The organism is Natronococcus sp. CG52 (assembly GCF_023913515.1).
In the GTDB taxonomy this organism is placed as follows: Archaea; Halobacteriota; Halobacteria; order Halobacteriales; family Natrialbaceae; genus Natronococcus; species Natronococcus zhouii.
Genome location: NZ_CP099391.1, coordinates 3,088,061 through 3,114,041, shown reverse-complemented (window position 1 = coordinate 3,114,041; position 25,981 = coordinate 3,088,061). Strand labels below are relative to the sequence as shown.

27 protein-coding genes and 1 pseudogene are annotated in these 25,981 nt (G+C 64.9%); 19 read left to right on the top strand and 9 right to left on the bottom strand.

Annotated elements, in window-relative coordinates; translation table 11 throughout:
• Nucleotides 1–22 precede the first annotated feature (22 nt).
• Both NED97_RS15645 and NED97_RS15640 read right to left on the bottom strand, forming a co-directional pair.
• On the bottom strand, nt 23–613 hold the full coding sequence (locus tag NED97_RS15645; protein WP_252487948.1) for a hypothetical protein: 591 nt from the start codon (nt 611–613) through the stop codon (nt 23–25).
• Between the two features lie 2 nt (nt 614–615).
• Nucleotides 616–1,386 (bottom strand): ATP-binding protein, encoded by a 771-nt coding sequence (locus tag NED97_RS15640; protein WP_252487947.1) that lies wholly within the window; start codon nt 1,384–1,386, stop codon nt 616–618.
• Between the two features lie 111 nt (nt 1,387–1,497).
• On the opposite strand from NED97_RS15640, the gene NED97_RS15635 reads away from it, so the two are divergent.
• Nucleotides 1,498–2,256 (top strand): hypothetical protein, encoded by a 759-nt coding sequence (locus NED97_RS15635; RefSeq protein WP_252487946.1) that lies wholly within the window; start codon nt 1,498–1,500, stop codon nt 2,254–2,256.
• A gap of 195 nt (nt 2,257–2,451) precedes the next feature.
• On the opposite strand, the gene NED97_RS15630 is transcribed toward NED97_RS15635, so the two are convergent.
• Together NED97_RS15630 and NED97_RS15625 are read right to left on the bottom strand one after the other, a co-directional pair.
• Nucleotides 2,452–2,685, bottom strand: a complete 234-nt coding sequence (locus NED97_RS15630; protein ID WP_252487945.1) for an Lrp/AsnC ligand binding domain-containing protein — start codon at nt 2,683–2,685, stop codon at nt 2,452–2,454.
• A gap of 202 nt (nt 2,686–2,887) precedes the next feature.
• Nucleotides 2,888–3,277 carry a hypothetical protein gene (locus NED97_RS15625; RefSeq protein WP_252487944.1) on the bottom strand — a complete coding sequence of 130 codons (390 nt, stop codon included), beginning with the start codon at nt 3,275–3,277 and terminating at the stop codon, nt 2,888–2,890.
• Nucleotides 3,278–3,360: 83 nt separating this feature from the next.
• Between NED97_RS15625 and NED97_RS15620 the strand changes: the two genes are divergently transcribed.
• The 5 genes from NED97_RS15620 (at nt 3,361) to NED97_RS15600 (ending at nt 8,119) form a co-directional block, all read left to right on the top strand.
• Complete coding sequence (locus NED97_RS15620; RefSeq protein ID WP_252487943.1) at nt 3,361–3,870, top strand: hydrogenase maturation protease; 510 nt, start codon at nt 3,361–3,363, stop codon at nt 3,868–3,870.
• Between the two features lie 70 nt (nt 3,871–3,940).
• A complete protein-coding gene (locus NED97_RS15615; protein ID WP_252487942.1) occupies nt 3,941–5,149 on the top strand; it encodes an NADH-quinone oxidoreductase subunit B family protein in 1,209 nt (402 codons plus the stop codon).
• A 5-nt stretch (nt 5,150–5,154) separates the two neighbouring features.
• The gene (locus tag NED97_RS15610; protein WP_252487941.1) at nt 5,155–5,457 is read left to right on the top strand and encodes a hypothetical protein; all 303 of its coding nucleotides are present in this window, start codon (nt 5,155–5,157) and stop codon (nt 5,455–5,457) included.
• Nucleotides 5,454–7,427, top strand: coding sequence for a nickel-dependent hydrogenase large subunit (locus tag NED97_RS15605; protein ID WP_252487940.1), 1,974 nt, complete (start codon nt 5,454–5,456; stop codon nt 7,425–7,427). Before NED97_RS15610 ends, NED97_RS15605 begins: the two co-directional genes overlap by 4 nt.
• A gap of 14 nt (nt 7,428–7,441) precedes the next feature.
• Nucleotides 7,442–8,119, top strand: coding sequence for a hypothetical protein (locus tag NED97_RS15600; RefSeq protein ID WP_252487939.1), 678 nt, complete (start codon nt 7,442–7,444; stop codon nt 8,117–8,119).
• Between the two features lie 12 nt (nt 8,120–8,131).
• Here NED97_RS15600 and NED97_RS15595 read toward each other — a convergent pair whose 3' ends face one another.
• Nucleotides 8,132–8,503, bottom strand: coding sequence for a DUF7124 domain-containing protein (locus NED97_RS15595; RefSeq protein WP_252487938.1), 372 nt, complete (start codon nt 8,501–8,503; stop codon nt 8,132–8,134).
• 123 nt (nt 8,504–8,626) lie between these two features.
• Between NED97_RS15595 and NED97_RS15590 the strand changes: the two genes are divergently transcribed.
• Complete coding sequence (locus NED97_RS15590; protein WP_252487937.1) at nt 8,627–9,031, top strand: DUF4383 domain-containing protein; 405 nt, start codon at nt 8,627–8,629, stop codon at nt 9,029–9,031.
• A 4-nt stretch (nt 9,032–9,035) separates the two neighbouring features.
• On the opposite strand, the gene NED97_RS15585 is transcribed toward NED97_RS15590, so the two are convergent.
• The 3 genes from NED97_RS15585 to NED97_RS15575 form a co-directional block, all read right to left on the bottom strand.
• Nucleotides 9,036–10,007 (bottom strand): DUF302 domain-containing protein, encoded by a 972-nt coding sequence (locus NED97_RS15585; protein ID WP_252487936.1) that lies wholly within the window; start codon nt 10,005–10,007, stop codon nt 9,036–9,038.
• A 378-nt stretch (nt 10,008–10,385) separates the two neighbouring features.
• A complete protein-coding gene (locus NED97_RS15580) occupies nt 10,386–10,826 on the bottom strand; it encodes a response regulator (protein ID WP_252487935.1) in 441 nt (146 codons plus the stop codon).
• A gap of 12 nt (nt 10,827–10,838) precedes the next feature.
• Entirely contained in the window at nt 10,839–13,277 is a 2,439-nt protein-coding gene (locus NED97_RS15575) for an MEDS domain-containing protein (RefSeq protein ID WP_252487934.1), read from the bottom strand.
• Nucleotides 13,278–13,568: 291 nt separating this feature from the next.
• On the opposite strand from NED97_RS15575, the gene hpt reads away from it, so the two are divergent.
• The 4 genes and pseudogenes from hpt to NED97_RS15555 all read left to right on the top strand — a co-directional run bounded on the left by hpt (nt 13,569) and on the right by NED97_RS15555 (nt 17,013).
• Nucleotides 13,569–14,171: a hypoxanthine/guanine phosphoribosyltransferase gene (gene hpt / locus NED97_RS15570; protein WP_252487933.1), complete on the top strand. Its 603-nt coding sequence runs from the start codon at nt 13,569–13,571 to the stop codon at nt 14,169–14,171.
• Nucleotides 14,172–14,249: 78 nt separating this feature from the next.
• The gene (locus NED97_RS15565) at nt 14,250–15,629 is read left to right on the top strand and encodes a uracil-xanthine permease family protein (protein WP_252487932.1); all 1,380 of its coding nucleotides are present in this window, start codon (nt 14,250–14,252) and stop codon (nt 15,627–15,629) included.
• A gap of 632 nt (nt 15,630–16,261) precedes the next feature.
• Nucleotides 16,262–16,735, top strand: a pseudogene (locus NED97_RS15560) (phosphopantetheine adenylyltransferase).
• A 95-nt stretch (nt 16,736–16,830) separates the two neighbouring features.
• Nucleotides 16,831–17,013, top strand: coding sequence for a DUF7501 family protein (locus NED97_RS15555; protein ID WP_252487931.1), 183 nt, complete (start codon nt 16,831–16,833; stop codon nt 17,011–17,013).
• A 96-nt stretch (nt 17,014–17,109) separates the two neighbouring features.
• Here the strand turns inward: NED97_RS15555 and NED97_RS15550 are convergent, their stop codons facing one another.
• Complete coding sequence (locus NED97_RS15550) at nt 17,110–17,904, bottom strand: helix-turn-helix transcriptional regulator (RefSeq protein ID WP_252487930.1); 795 nt, start codon at nt 17,902–17,904, stop codon at nt 17,110–17,112.
• Nucleotides 17,905–18,108: 204 nt separating this feature from the next.
• On the opposite strand from NED97_RS15550, the gene NED97_RS15545 reads away from it, so the two are divergent.
• From NED97_RS15545 to NED97_RS15510, 8 genes are all read left to right on the top strand, one after another.
• Nucleotides 18,109–19,119 (top strand): DMT family transporter, encoded by a 1,011-nt coding sequence (locus tag NED97_RS15545; protein WP_252487929.1) that lies wholly within the window; start codon nt 18,109–18,111, stop codon nt 19,117–19,119.
• A 133-nt stretch (nt 19,120–19,252) separates the two neighbouring features.
• Nucleotides 19,253–20,326 (top strand): Vms1/Ankzf1 family peptidyl-tRNA hydrolase, encoded by a 1,074-nt coding sequence (locus NED97_RS15540; RefSeq protein ID WP_252487928.1) that lies wholly within the window; start codon nt 19,253–19,255, stop codon nt 20,324–20,326.
• A gap of 58 nt (nt 20,327–20,384) precedes the next feature.
• A complete protein-coding gene (locus tag NED97_RS15535; RefSeq protein ID WP_252487927.1) occupies nt 20,385–20,564 on the top strand; it encodes a hypothetical protein in 180 nt (59 codons plus the stop codon).
• Nucleotides 20,565–20,595: 31 nt separating this feature from the next.
• Nucleotides 20,596–21,207, top strand: a complete 612-nt coding sequence (locus NED97_RS15530; RefSeq protein WP_252487926.1) for a hypothetical protein — start codon at nt 20,596–20,598, stop codon at nt 21,205–21,207.
• A gap of 105 nt (nt 21,208–21,312) precedes the next feature.
• Nucleotides 21,313–21,840: a hypothetical protein gene (locus NED97_RS15525; RefSeq protein ID WP_252487925.1), complete on the top strand. Its 528-nt coding sequence runs from the start codon at nt 21,313–21,315 to the stop codon at nt 21,838–21,840.
• A 241-nt stretch (nt 21,841–22,081) separates the two neighbouring features.
• Nucleotides 22,082–23,032, top strand: a complete 951-nt coding sequence (locus NED97_RS15520; RefSeq protein WP_252487924.1) for an ABC transporter ATP-binding protein — start codon at nt 22,082–22,084, stop codon at nt 23,030–23,032.
• Nucleotides 23,029–23,880: an ABC transporter permease gene (locus NED97_RS15515; RefSeq protein WP_252487923.1), complete on the top strand. Its 852-nt coding sequence runs from the start codon at nt 23,029–23,031 to the stop codon at nt 23,878–23,880. Before NED97_RS15520 ends, NED97_RS15515 begins: the two co-directional genes overlap by 4 nt.
• 674 nt (nt 23,881–24,554) lie before the next feature.
• Nucleotides 24,555–25,577: a Gfo/Idh/MocA family protein gene (locus tag NED97_RS15510; RefSeq protein WP_252487922.1), complete on the top strand. Its 1,023-nt coding sequence runs from the start codon at nt 24,555–24,557 to the stop codon at nt 25,575–25,577.
• Nucleotides 25,578–25,981 lie beyond the last annotated feature (404 nt).

The following is a 25,981-nucleotide window of genomic DNA, read 5'->3' as shown; positions in this document are numbered from 1 at the left end:
GTGAACGACTCGAGAGATCCACTTAGAGCCCGACGTCCGCCTCGACCAGCCCGAGGTAGTCGGGCGGCTCCTCGCCGATCAGCTCCGGGGGGAGCGCGTGTTCGTAGTCCTCGACGTCGCCCTCGGGAACGAGCGTCCGGCCGCTGGGGCGGTAGACGAAACACGGCGCGTCGGCCTCGCGGGCGCGCTCCTCGAGGTCGGCCCAGACGGCCGCGGGCTGGAGGTAGAGCCCGAACGAGAACCGTCCCGCCCCGACGGCCGCCGACTTCTCGTCGAACCGATCGGCCTCGTCGCTCTCGAACTCGGCGTCGGTCATCCAGGCCAGGTGCGGCGCGCTCTCCGCCGGTCGAGCGAAGTAGACGTCCCACGACCGGTCGGCATCGAACGTCACCCACGCGCCGCGGTCGCCGACGCCGTCGATCACGAGTTCGAACGCCGCTTCGTCCTCGCGCCAGACGAACGTCGCGTTGTGCCCCGGTACCCGGACGCCGCGGTGGTGGTAGAGCACGCCGCCGATGTCGCCATCCAGGTTCTCGCGGACGTCGTGGACGCCGGCCTCGCGAACCTGCGCGAGGAACTCGGGGAGGTGGTACAGCTCCGCTCGCTCGGCCATCGTTAGCTGTGGGTCGCGAGCACTTCGTCGGCCAACTCCCGGACGGCGCCGACACCCGGTGCGTCGGGATCGTGATCTATCGGCGCGGTCCCCTCCTGGTCGGCGCGGCGGATGGCGTCGTCGAACGGCACGGTTGCGGCGATCTCGAGGTCGTTGTCCTCGCAGAACTCCTCGATGGCCTCGCGGTCGTGGTCGTCGCGGACCTTGTTCGCGACGACGCGGACGTCGGGAATCTCGAGATCGTCGGCGAGGTCGCGGGTCCGCCGGCCCGTCTCGAGGGACTTGTAGTACGGTTCGACGACGACCAGCAGCGTGTCTACGTCCTTCGCCGTCCCGCGACCGAGGTGCTCGACGCCGGCGACCATGTCCATCACGGTCACCTCCTCGCGGTCCTCGACGACCTCCGAGAGCACCTCGCGGGCGGTCGAGTGAGCGCGACACATGCAGCCGCTGCCGGCGTGCTCGACCTCGCCCATCTTGAGCAGCCGGATCCCGTCGGGAGCTTCGACGCCGTAGTCGTCGACGATCTCGTCCGGCGTCTTCGCGAGCTCGAGTTCCGTCTCTCCGTCGGGCGTCTCGATCCGCTTGAGCAGGTCGCCCGGGATCGGCGGTACCTCCCGCTCGCGCGGAATGCCGAGGGTGAGCGCGAGGTTCGGGTTCTCGTCGTCGTCGATCGCCAGCACGTCGCGGCCGTCCGCGGCGAACGACCGGGCGAGCGTCCCGGAGACGGTCGTCTTTCCCGAACCGCCCTTGCCTGATACTGCGATCTTCATGTGCGAGTCGTGTTCGTCGCCGCACACTATGAGCGTTGGGGGAACGTAACACACCCGGCCCGTAACGCGGCTGTCGGCCGGTTTTATCCGCGTTCGCGTCGAGTACCGACTATGGATCCCTGGACACTGCTGGAAACAGTCGTCGACCGTTCGGACGGGGGTACCGAGGGGAAGCGGTCTCCCGGTGATCGACTCCGGGCCGACGGGGGCGAACGGCGGGATCGAGAGGAAGGTGCGGACGAAGACGAGGAGAGCGACGGTGCTGCGGACGGCGAGAACGAGGCGGAACTGGAGGAAGAGGCCGACGCCGGTCGCTCGGCCGTCGACGTCACCGACGCGGGCGAGGCGGAGCCCGCGGAGCCGAGATGGGATCGGATCGATCCGGACGAGATCCCGGAGTTCGAGATCCGCGCCGAGGAACCGGTAGGTTTCGGCGGCGCGACGGATGCCGCAGATCCGGACGATCAGGTCGGTACCCCGGGTGCAAACGATCGGAACGCCGATCCGACGGCGGGCCGGCCGAACACGGCGCGAACTCCCGGACAATCTCGCATCAAACAGGGTGGGACCGAGGGCTACCTCGTCGCGCTCGAGATCTGTGCGCGGCTTCCCGACGACATTCGCCTCCCCGACGAGGCGGCGGACCTCGTGCCGACGGCCGTCGAGGCCGAACTCGAGGAGGACATCCGGGCGTTCGCGGTCGCGGAGTTCGGAACCGACTCGCCCTCGGTCGAAACGCTGTCGTTCGACGAGGTCGACGACGAGATCTGGATGCGCCTCCGACTCGGCATCGCGCCGGCGGCGTTCGCCGACCTCGATCCCGACGAGATCCGCACGCACGCCCTCCAGAAGCTCGAGGGGCTCTTCTAACGGGGGAGTCGTGGCCCTGTTAGCATCCGATTCTCCAGAAACGGGTGCCCGGAGAACGCTTCTCTCATTGCACGTGCCGACTGACCGCTCCGATCTTAACAAAAACAGGACAGGTAGTTCGTGGAATGCACGACTCGAGGGCTGATTCCGCTACTCTCGATACTGGCTGCTCTCCCGCGTCGCTGCGGCGAGCAGTTACGGTTCGAAGGCCACGTTCGTTATCGTGTCTACGACGCCCGAGACGGAATGAATTTCGTCAGCAACGATCCCCGGGAGATCGTCGGGATCGTCGAGTTCGAGCTGCGCGATGATGTCGTATTCGCCAGTAACGACGTGGACTGTACTGACCGCGTCGAGATCGGTGATTTCGTCCGCGGCAGCGGTGACCGCACCGGCGTCGACCAGGATATTGACGTATGCGTCGGTCATGTCTCACCACCCTTGTTATAGCTTGACAGACCACTCGAGCCTACATCAATTTTTGCCATCCTTCCGCGAGACGGGGCGAAATTCGAGGACGATCGATAGAAGCGGCGGCCGGCCGTATACATCCTCTCGGTCGATTCGGTGAATCCACGGCGACCCGTCGGATCCGATCGTACCACTCGGCACCGGTCGAGGCTCCGGTCGGTCAGTGGTGGGTGTGCTGGTGGTCGTGCTCGGAGGGACACTCGTCCTCGGCGTGGTCGGGGTCGTGACACCAGCAGTCCGGGCCGCAGTCGGTGTGCGAGGCGGTAAAGCCCTGCACGTCGGCGAACTCGTCGGCGAATCGGCGTTTGGCCTCCTCCTCGCCGTGCTCCGTGAACACGTACCCTCGAGACGTTTCCCGGACCTGTTCCCGCGCCTCGAGGGCCGCGAACGTCCGCTCGACGACGTCGGCCGGCGCGTCGAGGAATCCCCGGAGATCTCTCGGGGCGACCGCCTCCTCGATTCCCTCGCCGATCATCCAGTACATCGCCTCCAGCACCTCGTCGCGCCAGAACAGCTCGTCGACCTCGTCGGTGCTGGCGTCGCGGGCCATGACTCGAGGTACCGTTCCCGGCGCCATAAACCTGTGCGGCGTGGTAGCACAACAATTATCGTTGCGATCGGCGTATGGACCGTGTGAGCGAACGGATCCTCGTCGCGTGCATGGGGAACCTGCTTCGCGGCGACGACGGCTTCGGCGTCGCAGTCGCGGAGGCGCTCGAGGACCGCGACCTCCCCCCGTCGGTGACGGTCGTCGAGGTCGGCATCTCCGGCGTGAGCATGGCCCAGGAGCTGCTCGACGAGTACGACGCGCTCGTCCTGGTCGACGCGATGGAACGGGGCGACGAGCCGGGGACGCTCTACGTCGAACGCGCGGAGGTGCCGGATCTGGATGAGTACTCGAATCGCGAGATCGGCGGCTTCGCGGCCGACATGCACCAGACCGATCCCTCGAAGGTACTGGTGCTCGGGGAAGCTCTGGGCGTCTTGCCGGAGCCGACGATACTGGTCGGCTGCGAACCGTACGAGACGGACGATCTCGAGGACCGACTGAGCGATCCAGTTCGGGAGGCGGTGCCGCGGGCCGTCGAGCACGTCGAGCTCGTCGTCGAGGAACTCCGCTCGAGCGGACGGCTCGAGGACTGAGCCGTTACTTCGGTTTTTCGAACCGGGTCTTTATGACCGCAGTCGGCCTTACTGGTACCAGTGATTGGTAATGGATAGCACACCCGACGAACCGACCCGGCCGACCGAGCACGACGCCGGCCTCGAGTCGGACACCGACGAGGGTGCGCTGTGGCCCGAGGAACCGGAGGGGACGGCCGAAGGGCTAGAGGCCGGCGAAGGCGAGGTCGTCGAGGAGGAGGACGTCCTCCACGCCTACTGGCTCGCCGGCGAGAGTTGCGACGGCTGTTCGGTGTCGGTGCTCTCGGCGACCGAGCCGGGGCTCGAGCACCTGTTGCGGGGGGATATCCCGAACCTGCCCAGGATCGAACTCCACCACCCCGTGCTGTCCGTCGAGTGGGGCGACGAGTACGTCGCCGAATTCCAGGCCGCCGCGAACGGCGAGCGAGACCCGTACGTCGTGATCGTGGAGGGGAGCGTCCCGAACGAGCGACTCATCGACGGCGACGGCTACTGGATCTCGCTCGGCGAGGAGGACGGCGAACCGATCAAGATGGTCGACTGGCTCGACCGCCTCGCACCGGGTGCGGCCGCGGTGCTGGCCATCGGTACCTGCGCCACCTGGGGCGGCATCCCGGCGGCGAAGGGGAACGCCACTGACGCGATGGGGACGATGGACTACCTCGGCCGGGACTACCGGAGCGTCCTCGGTCTCCCCGTCGTCAACGTCCCCGGCTGTGCGCCGATCGGCGACAACTTCATCGAGACCGTCGCCCACCTCCTGTTCTACGTCGAGGACGTCGGCCCGCTGCCCGAACTCGACGAACTCGGCCGACCGAAGTGGCTGTTCGGCGAGACCGTCCACAGACGCTGCGAGCGCGGCTCGTACTACGAGGAAGGCGATTTCGCCGAGGAGTACGGGAGCGAGAAGTGTCTCGTCAAGGTGCCCGGCTGCTGGGGCCCCGTCGTGAAGTGTAACATGCCTTCGCGGCGCAACAGCGACGGGATCGGCGGCTGTATGAACATGGGCGGCAAGTGCATCGGCTGTACGATGCCGGGCTTCCCGGACAAGTTCACCCCGTACTTCACGCAGCCGCCCGGCGCGGGCATCTCCTCGACGGCCTCGAAGTTCCTCGGCGGCGTCATGCAGCGGCTCCGCCACCGCTCGATCGAGAAGCTCGACCGTGAGGTCCGCTGGGACGAGGCTCCCGGCATCGAAGAGCGCATGTACCGGTGGATGCAGCGCCGCGACGCCCACTACGCCGAGGAAGAAAAGCCCGAACCGGAGTGGGGTGGCTGAGTCGCATGTGTTTCAGCAACCTTCCGATCGAGTTCGACGACGAGGGCGATCCGTACCTCGCGAGCGAGGCTGAAACAGTCGAGCGGCCGACGACGGAAACCGAATCGGCCGCCTGTGATTGCGACGACGCGACGGCCGACATCCCGCTCGAGGATGCGGACCCCGAGGAAATGTACGAATCGATTCTGGCGGGAATGCCGCGGGAGGCCCGCGAGCGGCTCACCGCCCACCGCGGACGGCGCGTCCGCGCCGCGGAACGCGACCGGGCGACCTCGTCCGACCAGACCGACCGACCCACGAACCCATGACATTCGACAACCTTCCGATCGAGTTCGACGACGAGGGGAATTCGATCCTCACCGACGAAACCGGCTTTGCAGTTCCCGACAACCACGACGGCGTCGCGACCAACGGCCTCGGGGACGGGGAGACCAACGGCGGCGAACGGGTAACCGAGGAGTCGGCCGAACGCGAGGATCAGCTCAGCGAGAACGTCAAGGACGTGAACATCGATCCGGTGACCCGCGTCGCCGGGGCGCTCGCGTTCCACGCGAAGGCCGACCTCGAGAATCGGGAGGTACTCGAGGCACACTCCCAGGCGACGCTGTTTCGCGGCTACGAGATCATCCTCGAGGGGCGCGATCCGCGAGACGCCATCGACCTGTCCAGTCGCGCCTGCGGCGTCTGCGGGGCCGTTCACTCCATCGTCTCGTCGATGGCTCTCGAGATGGCGTTCCCCGTCGAACCGCCGCCGATGGGCGTCTGGGCGCGCAACATGGGACAGGCCGCGGCGTTCCTCTACGACCACTCGCTGCACCTGTTCCTGCTGGCGGGGCCGGACTACTCCGAATCCCTGCTCTCCCAGAGCAACCCGGACGTGGTCGAGCAGGCGAAGGAGACGAGCGCACCCCACGAAGACGTTCACGGCTACGAGACGGTCGGCGAGATCATGACGGCGATGAACCCGCTCGAGGGCGAACTCTACCTCGAAGCCCTGGAAAACACCCGCGAGGCGCGGCAGGCGGCGTCGCTCATGCTCGGCAAGTACCCTCACCCGTCGACCATCGCGCCGGGCGGGCTGACGACGACGCTCACCCGGACGTCGTTCCAGCAGTTCTACACGCGACTCAACCACTTCTTCGACTACGCGAAGAAGGTCGCGTTCGTCTGGGACGACCTGCTCGACTTCCTGCTCGAGAATCTGGAGGGATACGAGCACGTCGGCGAGCGACCGATCAACCTCGTCGGAACGGGCATCTGGGACGACCCCGCGGTGTACAACGCCCGCTACGAGGACGCCGACGAGTGGGGACTGGCCCGACTGTCGACGCCCGGCGTCATCGTCGACGGCGAACTGGTGACGACGAACCTGACGGACGTGGACATGGGCCTCGAGGAGTTCGTCGACCACTCCTACTACGAGGACTGGACCGACGACGAGGAGCCGCGCTTCTCGGAGACGCCGTCAGGCGGTCCGATCAGCCCGTACCATCCCTGGAACAAGGAGACGCGCCCGAAGCCGGAAGGGAAGTCCTGGCGCGAGAAGTACACGTGGGGGACTTCGCCCCGATGGGACCGTCAGGTGATGGAGACCGGCCCCCACTCCCGACACTGGCTGACCGCGATGGCCGAGGAGGTCGAGAACCCGTACATCGAGCCGACCGGCGACGGACTGAACCTCCACCTGCCCGAGACCGAACAGCCCGAGATGACACTGCGCTGGGACGTTCCCGACCGATTGAACGCCGCCGAACGGATGCGGGCGAAGGCCTACCACGTCGCCTACTGCTCGCTCGTCTGTTACACCGGGTTCGTCGAGGCGCTCGAACTGCTGAAGCGGGGCGCGTCCGACATCCACACGCCGTTCGAGGTCCCATCGTCGGGTACCCAGCGCGGCGTCGGCTTCTGGGAGGCCGGCCGCGGCTACCTCACCCACCACGTCGTCATCGAGGACGGCGTTATCGACACCTACCAGATCCTGACGCCGAGTACCTGGATGGCGTCGCCCACCGATCCCTTCGGCAACCCCGGCCCGTACGAGGAGGCCGCGCTGAACACGCCGCTGCTCGAGGAGTTCACCGACGAGGAGGACTTCTCGGGGATGGACATCCTCCGATCGATCCGAAGCTTCGACCCGTGTATGCCGTGTACGGTCCACCTGCACACGGATCGCCAGCGCGACGTCATCGCGGAGGACGTCACCTCCTGTGGCTGTTCGTTCACCGACGGAGACCAGCCCGCGGAGGAGGCGATCCGCGACATCATCAGCGGGGACTGACCGCCGGTGATCCGATGACGACCGACGAAAGCGAGGATGGTTCCCGACCGCTGTTCGACGGCCGCGCGGGGACCCTCCGCGAGGGGACGGAGTCGGGACCGCTGTTCGACGACGCCTACCGACCGGGGGAGTCGGGGACTGCGGCGGGTCTCGTCGGCGGCCGAGACGACGACCCGGTGCTGGTCGCCGGCGTCGGCTATCCGCTGCTCGGCGACCTCGCGCTCGGAACGGTCGTCGCCTACCGCGTCCTCGAGTGGGATCTCCCCGGCGTCGCGGTCGCCGACTGCAGCCACACCCCGATCGCGGCCTACCAGACGATCGACGAGGGCGCGTACGAGACCGTGATCCTGGTCGGCACCGAGAAGCGGGGCGGGGAACTGAACGACGGCGAGCCCTCGGAGAGTCCCGGCACCGTCCGCGAGTACGACCCCGCCGCGTTCGAAGTCTCCGACGACGACCTCGTCGCGCGGATCGGCGAGTGCGCGATGGGGTCGAACACCGTCGAGAACGTCGTCGTCATCGCGAACGCGTTCGACGCGCTTCCGGCCGACACGCGGATCCTTACGGTCGAGCCCGGCTACGATTCCTGGGGGATGACCGTCGCGGAGTTCACCGATCCCGTCGAGGAGACTCTGGAGGACGTCCTCAAGCGGGTGCTCGAGTCCGTGGAAGACGCCCTCGCCGAGGCGTAGACGAACGACGAATCACCCGTCTGCGAGTTCCCAACCCGCCTTCGCGGCCGCCTCCTCGAGCGGCAGGTACTCCCAGCCGAGCGCCTGCGCGGTTCGTCGCACCTCGTCGTCGGAACCGACGACGACGTACCGGTCGGTCGAGAGCCGCTGGCGAACGGCCGCGAGACTGCCCGCGGTTCCCTTCGCTCCCGAGACGAAGTCCGGATCGACGTCCGCGCGCTCGACGGCGTCCGTCACGGCGTCGGGTTCGCCGTCGCCGACGACGCCAACGGACGTGCTCCACCCACGAGCGTCGGCGACGGCCACCGGCGGGTTCGCGAGTCGCTCCACCGCCGCGACCGTGAACACGAGCGTCAGTTCGCCGCGACGCCTCTCGCTGCTCATACCGGTACTCCCACGGAGAGCGGCAAAACGTCTCGGGCGAATCCGTCACGTCTCCCGCCCGGTTCGCTTCGCATCCCGGCCGACACAACGCTTTTCGATCTCCACGTTGGTGTCTACCACACCATGACTACCGCGACGGCGACTCGAGAGGCGAGCGGCCCGCGGGACCCGCAGCGAGGCGCGGCGACGTTCTTCGGCGCGACGCTCGTCGCGCTCGGCGTCGTCGACGCCAGCGGCGTCCTGTCGAACAGCGACCGGCTCCTCGGCGTTTTCCGCATCCCGCCGAGCATCAACGTGGTCCACGTCCTGACGGGGCTCCTCGGGCTGGGGCTGGCCCGTTACGTCGGGGGCGCGACGCTGTTCAACAAACTCGGCGGGGTCATCTACGGAGCCGTCGCCCTCGGCGGCATCGTCAGCATCCTCGCCGGACGGGGCGGGGTCAACTGGCCGACGAACGCGCTCCACCTCCTGCTGGCCGTTCTCGTCGCGGCGGTCGGCTTCGAGGGCGGCAGGCGGCGACCGACCTGACGCCTCACCGCGAGCGGTCGACCGATCCCAGTCGCCCCGGCAGTTCCGCCGCGGTCGTCCGCTGTCCGCCGCTCGGCGGGAGCGGCGGCTGTCGGCTGTGGACCGTCGCGTCCGGCACGCCGTCGACGAGCGCGTTCCACAGCAGTAGCTCCATCTCCTGGAGAACGTCCCGAAGGTCGGGATCGGCGAAGAACGCGAGCAGCGTCGACGGCCGGACCGTTCGCACGTGCGTCTCGCCGTCCTCCTCGGAGATGGTCACCGACAGCGGGACGAAGACCGCGATATCCGGTTCGATCGCGAGCGCTTTGTGCGCCTGTCCGGGATTGCCGACGAGCAGCGTGTCACCGACCTCGCCCAGGACCTTTTGCCCGCGTCGGTCCAGGGCGTCTCGCACCTCGACCTCGACCTGCTCTCGCGGGAGCGGGCTCGAGACGTGAATACTGTACTCGGCGTCGACCAGCGCGAGCACGAGGTTGAGCGACTGCTTGATCCGCGCTCGGATTTCCCCCTCGCCTGGTGCTAACGGTGGCTCCTCGCTGAGCACCTCGGCGTCGGGAACGCCCGCGGTGAGCGCTTCCCAGATGGTCGCCTCGGTCTCCCGGATGATTCGACGAAGGTCGTCGTCCGTGAACAGTGCCAGCAGGGTGGTCGGCCGGATCGCACTCACGCGCGTCTCCCCGTCGAGGTCGTAGAGGATCACCGACAGCGGCACGAACGCACCGAGACCCGGATCGGTCTCCAGTCCCGCTTCCATCTCCGGCCGGTTACCCACGCAGAGGATCTTGAACTCGGGATACTCGAGGTTGTAGTGGTGGTGGATGGCCTGAACGTCCACGTCCGCCAGCACCTCGAATCCCGCCCCGGTAAGCGTTTCCCGAAGCGCCGCCTCGGCGTCCGCGACGGAGACGGGCGTCGCGACCCGAATTGCCGTCTCCACCCCGAGGCGATCGATCACCGGGTAGAGTCCCTTCTTCACCCGCTCGCGAACTCGCTGGTACGAATTCCTGTTAGATAATGACATGCACGTGTGAACGGACTTCGAACGGCCGTATTAGCCTTTCCCCGTTCACACCGACTCGCCGAGAGAATCGACCACCACGAAAGCCCCTTGGCCTCTCGGATCGGGGGGCTCGCTGCGCGCTCGCCCCGCTCGCGTGCTCACGTCGCCCGCCTTCCCCGAGAGGCCCAGCCCCTTTCAGTCCCACCTGAGTCGGCTTCCTGGCCAGCCATCGCGGGTGGGACTGAAAGGGGCTGACACGGTGGTCTCACCGTGCGCTGATCACTCACAGTAGTATCTGAACACGGCCTCACACCCGAGCGGCGGCGTAGCCTCGGGTTTCCGGCGTCAGAACTCTCAGTGTGCCCCCGGAGTCGAGGGGAGCGTCGCGGTGGTGACCCAGAACTCCACGAACGCCTGGATACGATCCGCGAACTCCTCGGGATCGACGGGCTTGATCAGACACGCGTTAGCGTGGGTATCGTAGGCGTCGATCAGATCGTCTTCGGCCCGCGAACTCGTTAGGACGATCACCGGGACCCGCCGCAGGTCGGGGTCGGATTTGCTCTCCTCGAGTACGGTGTGACCGCTGGTCCCCGGCAGGTTCAGATCCAGCAACACGAGGTCGGGACGCGGCGCGTCCGCGAACTCCCCGCGCTGATGGAGCCAGTCGAGGGCGTCGTCTCCGGTCTGAACCGTGTGTAACGTCCCGGTTAGCGCTCGGGTGTCGAACGCTCGTTCGACCAGGTGAATGTCGCCGTGGTTGTCTTCTACCAGTAGAATGTCGATGTCGTCCATGTTCCCGTCGTTTTACCTCGCCGTTCGTTCAGGGAGCGTAAAGAAGAACGTCGATCCCGCGTCGGGTTCGGAGTCGACCCAGATGTCTCCGCCGTGGTTTTCGACGATTTCCTGGCACAGTGAGAGCCCGATCCCCGTTCCCGGATACTCGTCGTCGTGGTGGAGTCGCTTGAAGACCTCGAAGATCTTCTCCGTTTTCTCCCGTTCGATGCCGATCCCGTCGTCGGCAACCGAAAACAGCCACCGGTCGGATCGTCGTCTGGCGGTAATCTCCACGTGAGGCGTGTCGTCGCCGCTGTACTTGATGGCGTTCGAGAGCAGATTGGAGAACAGTTGCTCGAGTTGTTCGCGATTACCCCGGACCGTCGGCAGGGAGTCGGCGACGATCTCCGCATCGCTCTCCTCGATCTGCACTTGGAGGTCGCTCGTGACTCGCTCGAGGACCGTCTCACAGTCGATCGGTTGCAGTTCTCCGTCGGACTGTTCGACCCGCGAGTACGCGAGGAGGTCGTCGACCATCGCCCGCATTCGGTCGGCGCCATCGACCGCGAAGTCGATGTACTCCATCGCGTCCTCGTCGAGTTCGTCGCCGTACTGACTCTCGAGTAACTGCAGATAACTCGAGATCATCCGGAGCGGCTCCTGGAGGTCGTGGGAGGCGGCGTAGGCGAACTGTTTCAGCCGATCGTTCGACTGCTGTAACTGGTCGACCGTTTCTCTGAGGGTTCGTTCGCGTTGGCGGTACTCGAGTTCGTACTGCAACCACTGTCCCATCAGGTGGAGGAACGTGCGTTCGGCCTCCGAGAACGACGCGTCTCGCGGCTCGGACGCGACGAAAAACAGCGTCCTGTCGGTCTCGTCCTGGAACCCGATACGCGTTCCGAGGTAGGCGTTTACGCCGAACTCCTCGAACGCCCGGATGTCGTCGAACCCGTTTTCCGTCGGATTCGTGATACCGGCAGTCTCTCCGTCTGCCGTGAGGACGCGGCAGTAGGTTTCGGAGAGATCGACCTGGGCTCCCTGTTCGAGGTGCTCGTGTTCTCCGCTGATGGATTCGACCTCGAACAGATCGGTTTCCGGTTCGATACGGGCGAGGCCGCCCAGTTCGAGGTCGAACCGCTCACAGCCGAGTTCGAACAGGGCCTGGAGTTTCTCGTCGAACGTCCGGTCCGTGTTGGCGGCGATCTCGTACAGCGTCTGCTGATCCTGTTCGCGCCGGTGGTGCTCGAGTTCGTACTGGACCCACTGGCCCATCAACTGGAGGAAGGCGCGTTCGTCATCGGAAAACCCGTCTTCGCGCGGTTCGGAGGAGACGAAGAAGAACGTCCGGTCGGTGCCGCCCTCGACCGCCACGTAGGTGCCGAGATACGCGCGGATGCCGAACTCCTGATAGACGAAGATGTCGTCGTACCCTTCCGCTCGAGGATTGGAGACGCACCCTGCGGCTTTGATTTCGGTGGCAGCAGTACAGTAGGTCTCCGAGAGCGGCAGTTCGACGCCGGGCTCGAAGTGGGCGTGGTCGTCGCTGACGCACTCGACCTCGAACCAGTCGTCGTCGGTGTCGACGCGGGCCATCGCGCCGAGTTCGAGGTCGAACCGCTCGCACCCCAGTTCGAACAGCGTCTGTAGCTTCTCCTCGAACGAGCGGTTCGGATCGGCCGTCACCTCGTTCTGTTTGCGCAGGAACTGCTGGCGTCCCTTTAGCTCCGCCTTCGCCTCGGTTCTGTCGTGTAGCGTCCCGAGCATCCGGTCGACTTCGTTGGCGGGCTGGTCGGGGCCGAAGAACTCCTCGGGCGGCGTGTAGTAGAAGTTGTGAGAGACGACGGTGTCGTGGATGATGTGGGGGTGAGTCCGAACGACGTCGCGGATGATCTCCGGGGCAAACCGCTCGCGGTTGTACTGACAGAGCGCGATTCCGTTCACGTCCGGGAAGAGCGTGTCGAGCTTTCCTTCGTACTCGAGGAGGTCCTCGATCTCGAGATCGTCACCGAACACCCAGCTCATCTCGCCCGTGACCCGCAGCCCCTCGTACTCCTCGATCGCGTCGTCGACGGCGTCGGCGAGGAAGGCAATCATGTCGTCGGGATCGAACGAACCGTTCCGGAGGTAGGTATCCTGCTTGGTCTGAACCATCAGCGCGCCCGACTCGAGCGCGGCGTCCGCGTCGATTCCGTACTCCCGCATCGCCTCGAGAACCGTCTCCCGAGAGCGGTCGTCGGCAATGTAGAGACACCGTTCGCCTCGTTCCAGGCCCTGTCGGATGAACGGCATGACGGCTGCAAACTGCTCTTCCTGACTCTCGTAAATAAGCGCAAAGTGATCGTTTGCGTGCTCGTGATCGTCGAGGGGTTCGACGGGTCCCCGAAAATCCCGGCTCCGTCGGAGCGCGTCGAGTCCGCTCTTGAGGCCTAGCACACCCTCCTGGGTCCCGTTTTCGGCCTGCCTGCTCATTAACACCCCTTCTCACGCGAAACGGTTAAACGTGATGTGGGCATCACCGGCGCGGCGAACGACCGTCGAACGAACGTTGCGGATCTCTATAGTAACCGCTGAAAGTCAGTGCACACCCGATCGCACGACGGCTGTGCGATCGGTGTGGAAACCGTTTCAGCTGGTACTATAGCTTCGTTCGCTACTCGTCCCGAGCGGACGAGGCGTCGGCTCACCGTCTCCGTCGAACGGTGCCGTCTCGGCCGTCCTCGAGAACGAACCGCTTTTACTCGGATTGGCCGAACCCACGGTATGGAGCGACTCCTCGACTCGCTGGACGACGCACCGATCATCGACAAGGACGGCTACGAGTACCTCGTCCACCCGATCAGCAACGGCGTCCCGATGCTCGATCCCGCCCTGTTGCGAGAGGTCGTCGTCGAGGTGATGAAGACCGCCGATCTGGACGTCGACAAAATCGTCGCGCCGGAGGCGATGGGGATTCACCTCGCGACCGCCGTCTCGCTCCAGACCGACGTTCCGCTGGTCGTGATCCGCAAGCGTCCGTACGGCCTCGAGGGCGAGGTGTCGCTCCACCAGGAGACGGGCTACTCGGAGTCGGAGATGTACATCAACGATATCAGCGAGGGAGACCGCGTGGTCGTCATCGACGACATGCTCTCGACCGGCGGAACGCTGGCGGCGATCTGTGAGTCCCTGGACGATATCGGTGCCGAGATCGCGGACATCGTCGTCGTCATGCGAAAGGTCGGCGACTCGGCGCTCGACGAGACGGCGTTCGAGGCGACGAGTCTCATCGACATCACCGTCGAGGGCGGCGAGGTGACGGTTCACGAGACGCTGGAGACCGCCGACGCCGACGCGGTCCTCGATTCTGTGCACGAAAGTGAATAACTAGTGGGTGAATAGGCGCCGATATGGGCGTCATTGCGAAATTTTTTGTACGGCGGTTCGTAACGTGGCGGCCATAGCATGTCGGCTAACACGGACGGGGAGATGGAACTCGAGTACGGTCTCGACGACAGGCCGCCGTGGCCGAAATCGATCCTGCTCGGCCTGCAACACGTCGCGGTGATGATCGTGCCGGCGACCGCGGTGGCGTACATCGTCGCCGACGGCGTCGGCCTCGCTCCGGGAGATACGGCCTACATCGTCCAGATGATCCTGCTCTTTTCCGGACTGGCGACGGTTATCCAGGCGTACACGGTCGGTCCCGTCGGTGCCCGACTCCCGCTCGTCATGGGGACGAGTTTCACGTTCGTCGGCGCGATCACGACGATCGGCGCGGATTTCGGACTGGCCGCGGTCTTCGGCGCGATCCTCGTCAGCGGTTTCGCGGTCGAGGGACTCATCGGCTGGCAGTTCAACCGCGTCAAACCCTTCTTCCCCCCGCTCGTCACCGGACTCGTCGTCGTCATCATCGGTCTCTACCTCATCCCCGTCGGAATGGAGTACGCCGCGGGCGGCGTCGGCGCGGAGGACTTCGGTGCCCTCCACAACGTCGGTCTGGCCGCGCTCGTGCTGGCCGTCGCCGTCGGTCTCAACCTCTTCACTCGCGGGGTCGCCCGCCTCCTCTCGATTCTCGCCGCCATCGTCGTCGGCTACGCCGCCGCCGTCGCGCTCGGCCTCGTCGACTTCTCGCCGGTCGGCGACGCGGCGTGGGTCGCCGTCCCCTCGCCGACCAGGTACGGCTTCGAGTTCGAGCCGATCGCGATCGTCACCTTCGCCTTCCTCTTTCTCGTCTCCGCGATGGAGACCGTCGGCGACATGTCCGGCGTCACGGCCGCCGAGGGCCGATCTCCCTCGGAGGAAGAGGTCCGCGGCGGGCTCTTCACCGACGGGATCGTGAGCTCGATCGGTTCGATCTTCGCCACGTTCCCGGTAACGACGTTCTCCCAGAACGTCGGAATCGTCAGCTTCACGGGTGTAATGAGCCGTCACGTCGTCGCCGTCAGCGGGATCATTCTCGGTGTGCTCGGTTTCAGTCCAAAAGTCGGCGCCGTCGTCACGACGATCCCCAGCGCGGTCTTCGGCGGCGCCGTCCTGCTCATGGTCGGCATGGTCGCCGCAAGCGGCGTCCGACTCATCATCCTCCACACCGAACTGGACCGCCGGAACATGGTCATCGTCGCCGTCTCCCTCGGTCTCGGTCTCGGCATCGCGACGACCCCCGAAGCGCTCGCGGGACTGCCGTCGGCCGCCCGGACCTTCTTCGGCGAACCCGTCATCCTGACCGCGCTGTCGGCGCTGGTGCTCAACACGTTCGTTCCCGGTGAGCAGAGTCCTCTGTTCGACGAGGTTTCCACCGGATCGGAAATCGAATCGCCGACTGTCGGTCCGAACGACGACTGAGTCGTCTCGCTCGCGGTCACAGATCCCCCTGTGAAAATTCGCGCGGGTTCGCCTTCCGGCTGCAGAAACGGAGCCTCCCTCGAGCCGTTCGAACTCGGCGTCCGAGACGGTCGCGACCGACATCCGACTCGCGCAACGGTTAGTGGGTGCGAAGCGAATCGCACGTCGCTCGAGGAAATCGTCCTCTCGACCGAACAGTCCGGGAATACTGAGGCGAGCAAGTCTTATGTGTATTGGTAGCGTACCACAAGATGTAACGGACGAAGCCGCGAGGAGACACCGAACAACTCGATTCGAACGTCGGGTGAGGGGTACAACTGAAGACCCGGTCAGACGGGGACGAGGTAAACGCCTCGAAGGAGACCAAAGCGACCCGTAACCCATCCACGTCGCGGATGGTGGGAAGGCTCAGTAACGGATCCCGCGCAAGCGAGATTCGCGAACGACGGCCGAAGGGTCGTAGAAACGCGCTCCTGTTCGGCTCCAGACCGTGGCTTTCGTCCGTTGATTTTTCCGTACCGGAAGTAGAGAGCGTGTTCGCCGTACGCTCGATCTCCGTCGCCCGACGGTTGCTGAAGGTCCCCTTCGTTCGACGACGCGGCCTTCTTGCCGCTCCGCCTCGTCGAAGCGGTATGCGCGTTGCAGTCGCCGGCACGTTCGGGCCGATCCACGACGGCCACCTGAGTGTCGTTGGATCACGCCCTTCGGTTCGGAGAGGAGCGCGTGATCGTCGGGCTGACGAGCGACGAACTCGCGGTCGAGACGCGCTCCGTCTCGCGGCCGATCCCGTCCTGCGAGGAGCGAAAGCGATCACTCGAGTCGGTCGTCGAAACCATCGACGAGCGGGATCGAGACGTGACGATCAGCGAACTGGACGGCCCGCAGAGATCATCGTCGACGATCCCGCGATCGACGCGCTGGTCGCTTCGCCCGAAACGGTCGACGAACTCGAGGCGATCAACGAAACCCGAAGAGATCGGGGTCTCGATCCGCTGACCGGAATCGTCGCCCCGCACGTGCTCGCCGAAGACGGTGACCGAATTTCCTCGACGCGGATCGTTCGCGGGGAGATCGACGAACGCGGCGCACCGCTCGATACGTTATAGTCCAGTTTGATATGATCGTGATTTAATGGCGTACTAGGTGTCTTGTATGTTTGCCGGTTAAATTTATATGGTGGTTCGATGACCTGCCGAGTACTATGTCCGTGAACGCGACGACGAACTGGTCCGATCCCGGCACTTGTCCCTTTTGTGGCGGCGAACTGCCCGATCCCGGCGCCGGCTTCATCGATCACATCGACGAAAACGAGACCTGCGAAACCGACTTCGAAAACTGGCGAACGAACCTCGCAGACGATCTCACCGGCGAATGGAGCGGCTAGAATCGCGATTGATCGGTCCGCAGGAGTCTCCGCCGGGCCCGCTCCGGTCGGACCAGCCCTTCTTGGATCGCCGCGTTTCCCGCGGATCGGCGAACGCTACGAGGAAAGCGCATCCGGCTCGAGGGGCTGTGCCGTCCGCCAGTAGTGATCGTAAGTATCCTCGGCCCACGAGCGCACGGCCGGATCGTCGGTATCGATCGAGGCCCGGAGAACGCCGTTCTCGTCGCGCAGGAGCAGGTAGACCGTCTCGTCGACGATCATCGCTGCGATCGGGACGCCCTCGTTGCGAACCCTGAGTTCGGCCCGGTCGGACTCGAGCAGCGTCCGAAGCTGGCTCCGAAGCGTCGACTCCTCGGCCAGTGCGTCGATAGCGGTGCGCGAGAAGACGCCCTTGAACCGCTGTTCGTCCGCCGTCGTCCGCTCTTCGACGATCGTCAGCGTCTGCTCGTTGAACGCGTGGGAGAACGCGCGAACCTCGTCGGCCTCTCGAAGAAGTCCGAGGAGACGGGACAGCGGCGCGTTCGGCCGCGTCTGGGTCGGAAGCGTGATCGTCGCGTCCGCCAGCCGTCGGAGGTCGACGTCCATCGCGTGCGTCGGCAGGTAGTCGACGACCTCGCGGAGTCGCATCTCGGCCTCGAGAATTTCCCGGAGATCCGTGAACCCCGCAGCGACGATCCGACCCGTCGCCGTCGCCACGTACGCCTCCTCGTCGCGTCTGATCCACGATCGCTCCTCGAAGTCGCCGAGGATCCGGCCGAGCGTCGCCTGCGAGGCGCCGGTAGCCTCGGCCAGTTCGCTGCGGCGGTGGCGCCGCTCGGCGAGGAGGCTGAGCACCTCCACGCGGTTCGCCGAGAGCGCGAGAAACTCGATCTCCTCGAGTGCCGATTCCATACTCCCGCTCCGGCCTCCCCGACTAAACCGCTTTCGCACCGTGAAATAATTTCACGTCACGAAACAGCTGCGCGGGGAAGGGTCTTTTCTTGACGTGAAATAATTTCTGAACGAAACTATATGCCCGGCGTTCGTACGGAATACCAAGATGATGCTTCTGGAATTTTCACGCTCCGCGTTCGATCGAACGGAGGTGTACAGTCAGTGATCGATCGCCGAACCCTCGCGCTGTTCGTCCTCTCGAGCGTCTTCTTCGGCGGCACGTTCGTCGCCGCGAAGGCAGGTCTCGAGTACTTTCCGCCGCTGCTGTTCGTCGCGATCCGGTTCGATATCGCCGCCGTTCTCATGCTGGCGTACGTGGCGATCCGGTCCTCTCGCGAGGAGTTGCTCCCGCGCACCGGCGGCGACGTCGTCGGGATCCTCGCGACCGGCGTTCTCGTGATCGGACTGGCGAACTCGCTCCTGTTCGTCGGCCAGCAGTACGCGACCAGCGCCGTCGGGTCGATCGTCTTCAGTCTCAACCCGATCCTGACACCCGTGTTCGCGGCCGTCCTGCTCTCGAACGAGCGACTCTCCGCTCGCGGGACGATCGGAATGGTGCTCGGTCTGCTCGGCGTCGCGCTCGTGGTCAGCCCCGACCCGGCGATGCTGTTCGGCGGCGACGCGTTCGGACGGGCGATCCTGTTCGCCGGCGCGGTGAGCGCCGCGCTCGGTGCGGTCCTCATCCGGCGGGCCGACGCGACGCTCTCGAGTTCGGTTCGAATCGCGTGGGGACTTCCGCTCGCGGCGGCGCTCAGTCACGGCTTCGCCTTGGCGAGCGGCGAATCGGCGGCGGCGATCACGTGGACCACCGGCGCGGTCCTGGCGCTCGGCTACGTCAGCGTCTTCGCCGGCGTCCTCGCGTACCTCGCGTACTTCGCCCTCCTCGACGAGACCGGCGCGATCCAGGCGAACCTGATCTTCTACGTCGTACCGGTCGTCTCGACGATCGGGGGCTGGGCGCTTCTCGGCGAACGGATCGCGCCGCTGGCCGTCGTCGGCTTCCTGACGATCTTCGCGGGCTTTGCGGTCCTCGGGAGCGAATCGATCGATATCAGATCTCGACTCCCCTCCTCACCGCTCCGGATCGAGGACGTTCGATCGGACCGCGACGCTCACCGCGCGGAGGACCGGTCGTCGGTGACGGACGAGCCGAAGTGGCAGCGTTCGGACTGAGCGCCGATCGGTCGGCACGCTCGAGCCGCGACGCATGATACCGCCGGCCGTCCTTCTAATCGCTCGCTTCCTGTAGTCGGGGACGGTTGCCGGTTCGACGACCACTCCGCTTTCGGATCGGTACTCGAGTCCCATGGCACTCTCAGACTACGAACTCCACGAGCAGCTCGATCGTCTCTCCGAAACCGTCGCCGACCGGGACGTGCTCGTCACCCTCGTCGTTCCGCCCGACAAATCGATCGGCGAGGCGCGCCAGCCCGTCGAAACCGATTACGCCGAAGCGACCCAGCTCGACGAGCGGTCGTTTCCGAAGCCGCTCGTCGACGCGCTCGAGGCCGTCCGGCGGAACCTGAACGAGTACGACGAGATTCCGGAGAACGGACTCGTCATCTACGCGGGTGCCGCCGGTGGCGACCTCCTCACGTCGGTCTTCGACGATCTCCCCGTCGAGATCGAGGAGTCGGTGTACGAGCACAGCAACGAGTTCCACCTCGAGCCGCTGGAGTCCATCACCGAGCCCTCCTCGACGCACGGACTGCTCGTCGTCGAGCGCGGCGGCGCGGCGCTGGGCCGACTCGACGACGAGGGCGTCGAACCGATCGACTCGTTCGACAGCGACGTCCCCGGGAAATCCAGCGCCGGCGGCCAGTCGGCCGAGCGCTTCGAGCGCGACCGCGAGCGCCAGAAGCGCGAGTTCTTCGACGAGGTCGCGGAGCGGGCCGCGTACACCTTCCTCGAGGACGACGAGGTCGACGGCCTGCTGCTCGGCGGCACGACGGGAACGATCGAGCGGTTCCGCGAGGAGGCCGACCTCGATCACCGCCTCGAGGACGAGATCGTCGGCGAGTTCGCCGTCGAGTACGCCAGCGAGCAGGGACTCGAGCAACTCGCCGGGAAGGGACAGGAAGCGATCGACGAGCGCGACCGGCGCGAGGCCCGCGAGGCGCTCGACACTTTCCTCGGCGACGTCGGCTCGGGCGAGATCGCGTACGGCCACGACGAGGTTGACCGGGCGCTCGAGTACGACGCGGTCGAGACGCTGTTGCTCTCGACGGCGCTCGACGCGCCACAGCTCCAGTCGCTGGGCGAACGAACGGAAGAACAGGGCGGCGACACGCTCGTCGTTCCCGACGACTTCCCGGACGGAAACCGGTTCGCGGACGCGTTCGACGGGATCGGTGCCATTCTGCGGTTCCCGATCGACTAACCAAGGACGGGCTGTCGGGGGCCGTATCGGTTTCGTCGATACCGGGTAGACGGTCAGTGTGCGCGTGACGTTTACGGACGACGAGATCGGCGAACTCGTCGGCGCTTCCGGCGGCGAGGTGGTCGGAACCGTCGCGTCAGTCGACGCGAGGCCGCTCTCCGTTCCGTGTCGGTCGGGTCCGTCGACGGGCGGCGGGGATCGGACCGACCAGAGCTACCGCGAACAGAAATCCTCATAGGACCCGGGTCGTAACGTGTCGATAACCGTCAATGAGTCTCGTCACTACCGGTGGCACCGTCGCGAGTATCGTCCCGTTCGATCCCACGATCGGCATCACGGCCGTCGCGACCGTCATGCTGGCGCTGTTTGTCCTCATGATGGTCTTTCCCGCCGTCGCGCCGCTCGTCTCCTCGACGTGGGCCGAACAGCTGGAGTCCCCCTCCAGCAGTAGACCCTCCCCCGAAGCCAACGGAGGCGAGGCTAATGAAGTCGAGACCGATGAAGTCGAGACCGGCGCAGGCAGTACCTCTATTGATCGAGACGCGGTAGGTAACAGTATGTCCGGGACGTTTACGAACGAGGAGATCGGTAAACTCGTCGAGCGAGCCGACGGCAAGGTGATCGGAACCGTCGCGTCGGCCGACGGCGAAACGGCTCGCGTCGAACCGGCACCCGACGCCGTAGATCAGATTCTGATCCGAGTCGGCCGAAAGGAGATCGGCGATCCCTTCGTTCTCGAGGCCGAGTCGGTTCGCGAGATCAGCGACACGCGAATTCACCTCGAGCGCGATTTCGTCCGACCGACCGGCGGCCCGACGCCCGACGCCGACGACTCGACGCCCGAAGCCGACGCTGACGACGTCTCGGTCGCCACGGAGTGAGGCTCGGCTGTCCCTCGGGTGCCGGTTCTGAACGCGAAACGGGCGGACGCGCAACCGGCTGTTGCAGGCACCACAAATTTTCTCGACTGTCGATACGTTCGCCCCGTGTGTGAATCGTTCACGGACGACGACATCGGGAAACTCGTCGAGACCGCCGACGGCGAAACGGTCGGCGTCGTTGCCGCGGTCGATGGTACCGTCGCCCGCGTGAGCCCGGTTCCAACGGCCGAGAGATCGGATCCGCTCACGCCGTCGATGAGGATCGAAACCGACGAGGTTCGGCCGATCGAGGAAACGTTCGTTCGCGAAGCCACCGACGACCGGGTCGTTCTGACGGAGGACTCCCCCGTCCCGACCGAGATGGGTGCACCCGATTCGAGCGATCGGACGGGAGGAGCAGCGACGGACGCTTCCGAGGAACTCGAGGAGAGACCGACGGATCCCGGTGCAACGGTCGATCCGGAGGCGCTGACGGAAGACGATCCCGAGGCCGAACTCAGTCCGGACGACGCCGATCGCCGGACCGACGCGGCGGTTTCGGCCGACGAAGAACTCCGTCGAACGAACGCGACGGTCGATCCGGACGACGACACGCAACGCAGCGACGCCGAACTCGAGTCCGACGACTCCTGACTGCCGGTGAGCCGCCGCGCCGGGCCCGAGTGCGGCGTTGTCGATTCGTACGCCGATTTTCTGGAACGTCCTCCCCGAAACGAATCAGTTGCCTCGCAAAAGCGGAATCTTTCCAAAAAGGCGCTGCCTCGTCGAGACACCATTCGCACCGTCGGTTCGCGGTGCCCGCGCTGTCATCTTTTCACTCACATCATAAACTAAAAATATTTGAGTGTACTCCCTGTTTCTTCGTCCGAACAAAATGGTTGCGATACGAACAAATTCGCTCACGCGGCGGTTCGGCGACGTTACAGCCGTCGACGGACTCGACCTCGAGGTGAAACGCGGCGAGGTGTACGGATTTCTCGGACCGAACGGTGCCGGGAAATCGACGACGATCAACATGCTCCTCGGATTTACTCCGTCGACGGCGGGTTCCGGAACCGTTCTGGGTCACGATATCGGGGACGAGTCGCTCGCTATCCGTCAGTCGACCGGCGTGCTCCCCGAGGACTTCGGAATGTACGACCGCCTGACCGCGCGAAAGCACGTTCAGTTCGCCGTCGATACGAAGGGAGCGTCCGACGACCCCGACGCGTTGCTCCGGCGAGTCGGTCTCGAGGAGGCCGCCGATCGCAAAGCCGGCGGCTTCTCGACCGGCATGAAACAGCGCGTCGCACTCGCGATGGCGCTCGTCGGCGAGCCCGAACTGCTGATTCTCGACGAACCGTCGTCGGGTCTCGATCCGAACGGCGCTCGCGAGATGCGCCAGATCATCTTGGACGAGGTCGACCGCGGTGCGACGGTGTTCTTCTCGAGTCACATCATGGAACAGGTCGAGGCGATCTGCGACCGGGTCGGCATCATGCGCGGCGGACAACTCGTCGCCGAAGACACGATCGACGCGCTAAAGGATCAGTTCGACGCCGAATCGCGGCTTCTCGTCACGGTCGATGCGGTGCCGGACGGACTGCTCTCGGAGCTTCGGACGATGGGGAGCGTCTCGGACGTTCACCTTTCGGAGAACGACATCGTCGTCGTGTTGAACGACTCGGGCCGAAAGGCGGCGGTCATTAACGCCGTCGAGGCGTCCGGTGCCGAGATAGCCGACATTACCTCGGAAGAGCCGTCGCTCGAGGAGTTGTTCGCGGCGCTCACGACCGTGGACGATGACCGACTCGCCGGCGCTGACTCGGAGGTGATCGACGCATGAGTTGGGTACACATCGCCAGAAAGGACTTCGCGGACGCGGGGCGGTCGCTGATGCTGTGGGCGTTGACGGTACTGCTGATCCTGCTCGTCGCCGGCGTCTCGTCGATCCCGTACCTCCTCGCGACCGAGGGGGCGACACCGGCGTTCGAAGAGGCGCTCAGCTTCCTGTTCACGCCGATCGGCTTTCTGATCCCGATCATCGGACTGGTCGTCGGCTATCAGGCGATCGTCAGCGAACGCGAGTCGGGGAGCATCCGCTTTCTGCTCGGGCTCCCGAACACCCGCCGTGACGTCATCCTCGGGAAGGTCCTGGGCCGAACCGGCGTCGTCGCGATCCCGACGGTGATCGGCTTCGTCGTCGGCGCGGTCGTCATCGGCGCGCTGTACGACGGGTTCGCGATCGTCGACTATCTCGGACTCCTGGTCTTTTCGCTGATTATGGGACTCGTCTACGTCGCGGTCGCGGTCGGCATCTCGGCGAGCGTCAGTTCCCGCGCGAAAGCGCTCGCGGGCGTCCTCGGGTTCTTCGTGCTCTTCGACTTCCTCTGGGAGTTCGTTACGATGGGGATCTACTGGGCGCTCGAGGGCAGCCTCCCCGGGTTCGACGGGCTTCCCGCCTGGTACCTGTTCGTGTTGCGGCTGAGCCCGGGGCAGTCGCTCAGCGCGATCGCGCTCACTCTCGTCGACTTCGCGGGCGCGGGAGATTTCGATATGACCGCCGCGGGACGAGTGGCCGGCGAGGTTCCGTTCTACCTCGAGAACTGGTTCGCCTGGCTCATCGTCGCGATGTGGATTCTCGTTCCGCTCGGGGTCGGCTACGCTCGCTTCAAAAACGCGACGCTGAGTTGATCTCGAGCCCGCCTCGTCCGACGTCGAAATCCTCGAGAGAACCGTTATCGAGCCGTTCTCGTAGCCTCTCAAACGTGGACGAGCTATGGCATAATACAGCGTGAGTATCGCTCACGCGCTGCCAGAAGCGTGAACGAAAACGACACCCCTCACCCGGTTCTGGTCCAGATACCGCTACCGTACTATAGTACCAACTGAAACGGTTTCCACACCGATCGCACTGTCCGCGGTTCTCGCTTGCTTCGCTCGTTCCGAACCGCGCTCCCGTCGTGCGATCGGGTGTGCATTGACTTTCAGTGGCTACTATATTCGACGATCCGCTCGCGCAGTGTCCTTCCGGTACCAGTTTCGATGCGGACGTTACGGCCGTGGAGTCGTTACCCACCTCGAAAATCCGATCGGTGTCCTCTGAGACCGATACGGATCTCTTGTCACGAGGCCAAAATTCGAACCGGCGGGAATTTTACATTTCTGTGACGCGTAGCACCGGTGGTTCGAACGAACACACGGGTTCGCTACGCGCTTTCACTTTTCTCCGCACCCGCAGGGGAACTGTATCACCTGTACTTATCGAGAGGACTCCAAACGTCTCACTCCGAGAGGGTTTCAACGGAGCCGAACAACGTCATACTGGCACCAGAATCCTTTTCGCTCGCTCTGAAGTATCAGGATGTATGCCGAACGCACTACGAATAGGTATTATTGGAACCGGGGGCTGGGGGACCCATATCGCGGAGCAGTTTCACGAGAATCCCGATGCGGAAGTCATCGCGCTTACTGACATCTCGGACGCAAACCGTGAACGGGCAGGAGAGGTGCTCGAGGTGGATCCGGAACACCAGTACACGGATCACCAGGCGATGCTAGGCAACGAGGAACTGGACGGCGTGCAAATCAGTTCGCCGCACGAACTCCACTACGACCACGCCGTCGCCGCTCTCGACGAAGAGCTTCATATCTTCTGTGAGAAGCCGTTCGTCCCGGATCTCGGACGGGCACGGGAGCTCACCCGTCGGATCGAAACCAGCGATCAGGTGACGATGATCGGATATCAGCGCCACGTCAATTCTGCCTACGTCGAAACTCGCCGAGCGGTCACGAGCGGTGACATCGAACCCAAACTCGTCACCGCCGAACTCACGCAAGGGTGGATCCAGGAGGTGTCCGGGACGTGGCGCGTCGATCCGGATCTTAGCGGCGGCGGTCAACTGTACGACAGCGGTAGTCATCTGCTCGACGCGATCGTTTGGATGATCGACGAAGTCCCAGTAACTGTTACCGCGGAAATGGAGTTCGTAAACGAGCGCATCGACGTGCAGGCGGCGCTTGCGGTTCGATTCGACGAGGGCACGGTAGCCAGCATTACCGTCTCCGGGGACGCGCCCGACGTCTCCGAGCGGATCACCGTACGCGGAGACGGTGGCCGCTGCACTATACGGGGAACGGGGTGGTCCGACCGTGAAGTGTCTATCACCGATACGGAGGGAACGGAGGTGTCAGCAGTCTCCGAGGGGCTCTCGTCGTACGATAAAGTCGACGCGTTCGTGCGGGCGGTTCGATCCGGCGAAACGCCGCCGGCAACGGCGAGGGACGCGCTGTACGCGACGGCATTGACCGAAGCGGCGTACGAATCGGCGCACACTGGCGAGCGCGTGGCCGTTGGTATTGAATCATCAGAAACGGAGCCGTCTTCCTGAAATCCGTTCTCCTCAATCACCGCTGTTGGTAGAACCTCGCCTGCTGCTCCCCTTCCGTGAATCGCTCTTTGAGCTCTCGATACACGTAACACCGTACTGTACTCGGTGAAATGCGGACGATGGCGTAGCAGATTCTTGGCGGCTTTTCAGCAATCTTCGGCGGAGGGGTAGACGAGCATCGCTCGATTCTGGGCCGTGTACGTACGGTTATATCGGGGTTGTGAACACCGACGAGCACGGTTATCTCTATCGCCGATCACGCCAGTTCCTCCCGCTGAAACTGCGCATTCTGACCCCGCTAACCGCCCTGTAGCCTCGTCTGCCGAAGGCTGCAGTTTGATATCGCAGTACTCGATTTATCTTAAGTACCTCGGTCGGATGGGGGTCGCTTCTGCGGTAGAACC